Origin of the sequence: Fusobacterium sp., assembly GCF_029258315.1 — a bacterium.
In the GTDB taxonomy this organism is placed as follows: Bacteria; Fusobacteriota; Fusobacteriia; order Fusobacteriales; family Fusobacteriaceae; genus Fusobacterium_B.
Genome location: NZ_JARHZE010000080.1, coordinates 1 through 6,360 on the forward strand (window position 1 = coordinate 1; position 6,360 = coordinate 6,360).

General features: G+C 26.6%; 5 protein-coding genes and 1 pseudogene. 5 read left to right on the forward strand and 1 reads right to left on the reverse strand.

The genetic code is table 11. The features are described from left to right. Window positions 1-1,574, forward strand: a 1,574-nt coding sequence (locus Q1J48_RS05875) for a YadA C-terminal domain-containing protein (protein ID WP_300361944.1), incomplete at its 5' end; no start/stop codon positions are given. Window positions 1,575-1,618: 44 nt separating this feature from the next. On the opposite strand, the gene Q1J48_RS05880 is transcribed toward Q1J48_RS05875, so the two are convergent. Beyond that, the gene (locus Q1J48_RS05880; RefSeq protein WP_300329021.1) at window positions 1,619-2,437 is read right to left on the reverse strand and encodes a hypothetical protein; all 819 of its coding nucleotides are present in this window, start codon (window positions 2,435-2,437) and stop codon (window positions 1,619-1,621) included. Between the two features lie 214 nt (window positions 2,438-2,651). On the opposite strand from Q1J48_RS05880, the gene rfaE2 reads away from it, so the two are divergent. From rfaE2 to Q1J48_RS05900, 4 genes and pseudogenes are all read left to right on the forward strand, one after another. Beyond that, on the forward strand, window positions 2,652-3,113 hold the full coding sequence (rfaE2, locus tag Q1J48_RS05885) for a D-glycero-beta-D-manno-heptose 1-phosphate adenylyltransferase (RefSeq protein ID WP_300329024.1): 462 nt from the start codon (window positions 2,652-2,654) through the stop codon (window positions 3,111-3,113). A 7-nt stretch (window positions 3,114-3,120) separates the two neighbouring features. Continuing rightward, the gene (gene tsaE, locus Q1J48_RS05890; protein ID WP_300361946.1) at window positions 3,121-3,573 is read left to right on the forward strand and encodes a tRNA (adenosine(37)-N6)-threonylcarbamoyltransferase complex ATPase subunit type 1 TsaE; all 453 of its coding nucleotides are present in this window, start codon (window positions 3,121-3,123) and stop codon (window positions 3,571-3,573) included. Further along, entirely contained in the window at window positions 3,567-4,244 is a 678-nt protein-coding gene (gene tsaB / locus Q1J48_RS05895; RefSeq protein WP_300329030.1) for a tRNA (adenosine(37)-N6)-threonylcarbamoyltransferase complex dimerization subunit type 1 TsaB, read from the forward strand. Before tsaE ends, tsaB begins: the two co-directional genes overlap by 7 nt. Before the next feature lie 87 nt (window positions 4,245-4,331). Beyond that, a pseudogene (locus tag Q1J48_RS05900) lies at window positions 4,332-6,360 on the forward strand (hypothetical protein); the annotation flags it as partial.

Below are 6,360 nucleotides of genomic sequence, written 5' to 3' on the forward strand. Positions count from 1 at the left end.
ATTCTCGAATTGATTCGTTTATAGGAAAATTTAAAAATTTTATGGGAATTACTGACCCAGATACCTTAATTCGAAGAAATTCCAATTATATTAAAGACCATAAAAAATTAATTGATAGTAATAAAAAACAAATCAATAACATTTCTAGCTCCATTAATAAACATAACTCTCTAATTAATAGCCATTCTAAATCTATTGAAGCTCATGACAATTCCATTAAAAATAATACTGATTCTATCAAAGCTGTTAATAATCTAGCTTATAATAATTCTAATTCTATTTCTTCTCATCAAAAATTAATTGAGGATAATAAAAAACAAATTGATAATATTTCTAGCTCTATTGATAAACATAACTCTTTAATTGATAGACATTCTAAATTTATCAAATCTCATGACAACTCTATTAAAAATAATACCGATTCTATCAGTTCTGTTAATAATTTAGTTAATAGTAATTCTGAACTTATTAAAAATAATTCCAATTATATTAAAAGTAACTCTTCCAATATTAATTCCAATAAAAATAATATTACTAAAAATACTAATGATATTTTAAATAACTCTAAATTAATTAATAACAATTCTTCTAATATTACTTTAGTAAATAACAACATTGCTAAAAACACTGATTCTATTAAAACTGTTAATAATTTGGTTAATAGTAACTCCGAGCTTATTAAAAATAATTCCAATTATATTAAAAGTAACTCTTCTGATATTAATTCCAATAAAAATAATATCGTTAAAAATGCTAACAACATTTTAAATAATTCTAAATTAATTAATAACAATTCTTCTAATATTACTTTAGCAAATAACAACATTGCTAAAAACACTAACTCTATTAAAACCATTAATAATTTAGTTAGTAGTAACTCTGAACTTATTAAAAATAATATCAATGATATTAAAAGCAACTCTTCCAATATTAATTCCAATAAAAATAATATCGCTAAAAATACCAATAATATTATTAACAATTCTAAATTAATTAATAACAACTCTTCTAATATTACCTTAGCTAATAACAATATTGCCAAAAATGCTAATAATATTAAAAATAATTCTTCCAATATAGTTTCAAACCAAAAACAGATTTCAGATAATTCTAAAAATATTTCAAACAATCAAAAAGATATAAATACTAATTCTAATAAAATCAATAATAACTCTAAAAATATTTCAGATAATCAAAAACAGATTATTAATAATAGAAATTTTTCTTCTAGAAATGCTGAGCTTATTGATAATCAACAGGAAGAGATAAATAATTTAACAAGTAGAACAAGTAATTTAGAAAATAAATTGGATAATCTAGATTCAAAAGTTAATAAAGGAATGTCACTTATGGCAGCTATGAATGCCATTGATTTTGGAGAAACAAGTGAAGGAGATTTGGTAATTGGAGCTGGGGTTGGGCATTATGTAAATTCTCAAAGTGTAGCCATTGGAGTTATGTATTCCCCTACTGATAATACAAAAATAAATGCAAAATATTCAGTTTCAACTGATAATATAAATACCTCTGCCATAGGTATTGGTATTTCTCATAAAATTTCTCATTTTAATTAAAAGAAAAGAGTTAACTCACTAATTTTTGAGTTAACTCTTTATTTTTATTTTTTAGGTATCGCTTCTAATCTTATTCTTTTCTTATTTATGAAAGTTATTTTTATTTCTCCATTTACCTCAGAATTTCTTTCAAACCATAATTTTAATGGCTTATTTCCAATAATTCTAGGAGTTCCTGAAGAATTTGCAGTTCTACTTACTCTTCCCTGGATATTTTCTTTATCTCCAACAACTATTTGTATCTCCTCTTTATCCTCTCCAACTAAAGATGAGTACGCTGTTTTTAAGTTAAAGAATCCTCTATCAAAATAACTTTTTCCAAGAATAAATATATATGATTGATATTCTCTTTTTGGTTTCTCAGGTTTTAACACCTCTTTTAATTCTGGATTTTTTTCAATAGCCTCTTCAATCTTTTCTTTTTCTTCGAGATCTTTCTTAACTGCTATCCTATCTTTTTGAACTATTTTTTTCATACGATCAACAACATTTTCTTCATTCCACTCTGCATTAAATTCTTTTATTAATTTAACTATATCCTGTTGTTTATATCTAGTTCTAAACCCTAAAAATTTAGTATTTTTTAGTGCAAATATTTCAACAGAAGTATTATCTAGTGACTTCAGTATTAATTCTCTTACTTGACTCTCTTCAGCTTCAAATTCTTTTGGTGAAACAAAACAATTTAATGCAAATTCTAAAACATCATCAGTTGATGCAATAAATTTTACAAAAGAATTTACAACAAAAGCAAAAACAACTTTATTTTCTTTTTTAAAATCTCCAATTTCAAAATATAAATTATTTTCTTGCTTTTTCCACTCTCCAACCTTTTTAAATCCTAATTTAGATAAAATTTGCATGAACTCCCCCTCTAATCTTATTTATTTTTATTTGCAATAATATTGTAACTTAAATTTCAAAATTTTTAAAGGAAAAATTTCAAAAATAATAAAAAAATTTTGAAATAATTTTTTTGAAATATATTTTAAAAAATTTCTTTAATAATTTTGTTTTATATTTCATTTTATTGTGATACAATATAAGGTAAAATACTACTAAATTTGAGGAGGAATAATGTTAATAGATAGAGAATTTGGAAAACAATTAGTTGAAAATCTAAAAGCTCAAAATAAAAAAGTTGTTTTTACCAATGGTTGCTTTGATATTTTGCACGTTGGACATTTAAGATATTTAAACGAAGCTAAAAAGCAAGGAGATATTCTTATTATTGGTGTTAATTCTGATTCTTCTGTTAAAAGATTAAAAGGAGAAACTCGTCCTATTAACAATCAATTTGATAGAGCTGAACTTCTTTGTGGACTTAAAGCTGTTGACTATGCTGTTATCTTTGAAGAGGATACACCAGAAGAATTAATAGCTACCCTTAAACCTTCTATCCATGTTAAAGGTGGAGATTATAAAAAAGAGGATCTTCCTGAAACCAAAATTGTAGAAAGTTATGGTGGAGAGGTTAGAATCTTATCTTTTGTAGAAGGAAAATCTACTACAAACATAGTAAATAAAATAAAAGGATAGTGATGTGATGGAAAAAATAATGACTTTTGAAGAGATCAATGAGTTTGCAAAAAAATTAGCTAACTATGTACAATCTGGTGATCTGGTTGCTCTTATTGGAGATTTAGGTACAGGAAAAACTACTTTTAGCCAAAATTTTGCTAAAGAATTTGGTGTTACTGACACTTTAAAAAGTCCTACTTTCAACTATGTTCTTGAATATTTTTCAGGAAAATTTCCTCTTTATCATTTTGATGTTTATAGACTTAGTGATCCTGAAGAGATTTATGAAATTGGTTATGAGGATTACTTAAATAGTGATGGAGTTTTACTTATCGAATGGGCAAACATCATAGAAAGTGAACTACCAAAAGAATATATAAAAATAAATTTTGAATATTTTGATGAAGATAAAAGAAAATTATTTATTTCTTTTGTTGGAAATGAAGAAAGAGAAAAGGAGTTGTTAAACCTATGTTAATTTTAGGAATTGACACTTCTACAAATGTTGGAAGTGTGGCAATTTATTCTGATGTCAAAGGAACTCTTGGAGAAATTTCAATAAATATCAATAAAACTCATTCTGAAAATATCATGGTTATGATTGATTATTTATTTCAATTGACTGGAACTACTATAAATGATATTGATAAAATAGCAGTTAGTATTGGTCCCGGTTCTTTTACAGGAATAAGAATAGGAGTTGCTGTTGCTAAAGGACTTGCATCTGCAACTAATTGTAAAATTGTTGGAATCAATGAACTTGATATTATTGCTGGAAATTCTAGTAATAATGATTGTTTTATCTGTCCAATAATTGATGCTAGAAAAGAAAGAGGATATTTCTCTACATTTAAATATGAAGATAGTAATCTTAAACAAGTTGGAGATTATGAAGTTGGAGAATTAAAAGAATTTTTAGAAAAAATGAAAGATACAAAAACTCTTTATTTAGGAGATGGAGCTTTAAAATATAGATCTCTTATCTCTGAAATAACTAAAGATAATGGACTTTTTGCTGAAAAATCTCTTTGTCTTCCAAGAGCTAGTGTTCTGTGTGAACTTTCTGTTGATAGAGAGGACAACCTTTATACAATGGAACCTATTTATCTAAGCAAGTCTCAAGCTGAGAGAGAAAAAGAAAAAATATAGAAGTTTTTTAAGTAAAATTCTATTAAAAAAAAATTAATTATGATATAATTCTATAAGACATAAAAAATTAATTCAAAGGGGATTTTTATGAAAAAGAGATATTACTTAATATTGGCTCTTGCTTTAATAGGTATGAAATCTCTAGGTAATAGTAATCCGACGGTTCCTGAAAATGAAGTTGAAATTGATTTAAATACAGGAAGGATACAATCAACGCAAGGATTAGATATCAACTATGGAGATGCGTCCCTTAAAGTTTTTGATGCAACCCGTGATGAGAAAAATGAAAAATTTTATATTAATAAAGACTTTATTCTTGAAACGGATCGTCCAACTGGAAACTTTAGAATAGAGGCTAAAAATGCTGAGCTATCTACAAATTCAAAAGATGGTGTTTTTGGAGAAAGTTTTAGCTGGTTTGAAGTTGGAGATATAACCGGAGCAGAAAAACCAAATGATAAAATTTATTTTGGTGGAGAAAAAACAGTTTATGAAAATGATACTATCAATGTTCAAAATGCTTGGCTTACTACTGATCCAAAAGTAAATACCAATAGAGATAGAAAAGATCTTGGATATTATCTTACTCTGGATAGTATCTGTATAGAACCTGATAAGCAAATTACCTTAAAAGGTGCAGATTTATATATCCATGATTTTGATGTTTTTCCATTTAAATTTCCTTGGTATCGTTTTAATATAAGACAAGGTTCTAAAGTTCCTTTGTTCCCTGAATGGGGTAGCAGTGAAGACTACGGTTGGCACATTTCTTGGGGAACTATCTATGAATCTGAAAATAATAAATACAGAGGTGGATTTGCACCTAAGTTTGCTGATACAATGGGAATACTTATTGGTAGATGGGAAAACTGGTATCAATTTGATAACATTGGTGAATCTAGATTAAATATTACTGACGCCCTTGTATGGAAAAAAGAGGATGACAATCAGAAAAATTCTGTTGGAAGAGAAGATGAAAGTTTTGACGACAGATGGGATGTTGAATATTCTCATAAATATGATGGAGAAAATGGACATTTTAATTTTGGATTCCAAAGTTTAACTTATAATATGAATGATGCCTTAAAAGATGTTATAGAAGACTATGACGCTGAAGGTAAATTTAATTATATTGATAAAGATGGGAAATTCCATGAAGGAACTCTTAAAAGAGATATTCCTGATATGGGAAAACATTCTAATTTCTATACTCTAGACACTTCTTTAAAAAATCTAGGAACAAATAAAGATATTACCCTTGATGCAAAAGTTAAATTAACTGATGATAAAGAGGGATATAAATATATTGTTTCTGATGAAGTTGACGGTATGGGATTCACTTCTCAAATAGATAATGATTTATTCTCAAATGTTAAGTTAGCTAAAGAAAATGAAAAATATTCTATCTCTGGTTACTATAATTATTTATATGACCTTGATAAAGGTTCTAGCTTAAGTGATGATAGAAGTAGAGGAGAAGATTTTGGTTTTGCTTTTGATGATAAAGAGAGAAAAATATCTTTATACTTTGATAAAGTAAATGGAGATAAATTTAAAAAACTTAATTCTTGGGAAAGAAACCCTGATCTTGGTAAACTAAGTGATGAGATTATCCCAGGACTTAATATCTATTACACTCCTTGGACAGTTGCTGAGTATGATGAATATAACTCTCAAAATTATGGAGCTAGTTTTGGAAATTATGACTTCATTGGAGATACTGAGGTTAAATTAACTTTTGATCACAAGTATTCTGAAAAGAAATTAAACCTTAATAACGATCCATTTAGAAAAGAAGTTTTTGGAAATAACAGAATAAGCCAATACAATAGATTTGAAAATACTATCTATGAAGAGATTGAAGAAAATAGAATTTCATCAACTATCTATTCTGATTACTTTGATACAACTTTCTTTGGTGGTACTTATAAAGAAAATATTGAAACTAGAGAGGGATCTTATAATGGTACTTCTCAAACATATATAAACGAATCTGATTTCTATGGAATCGGACTTGGAAAAAATAATCTTTCTTTAGGTTCACTTGGAAATATTGATATTAATGGAAATATTAGAAGAGATGAATTTACTAAGGGCGAAAGAGAATCTATTAAAA

What these genes read in the sequence shown, in the direction of transcription:
- Q1J48_RS05880 (WP_300329021.1), bottom strand. Translation starts at nt 2,437, where the DNA reads ATGCAAATTTTATCTAAATTAGGATTTAAAAAGGTTGGAGAGTGGAAA.
- rfaE2 (WP_300329024.1), top strand. Translation starts at nt 2,652, where the DNA reads ATGTTAATAGATAGAGAATTTGGAAAACAATTAGTTGAAAATCTAAAA.
- tsaE (WP_300361946.1), top strand. Translation starts at nt 3,121, where the DNA reads ATGGAAAAAATAATGACTTTTGAAGAGATCAATGAGTTTGCAAAAAAA.
- tsaB (WP_300329030.1), top strand. Translation starts at nt 3,567, where the DNA reads ATGTTAATTTTAGGAATTGACACTTCTACAAATGTTGGAAGTGTGGCA.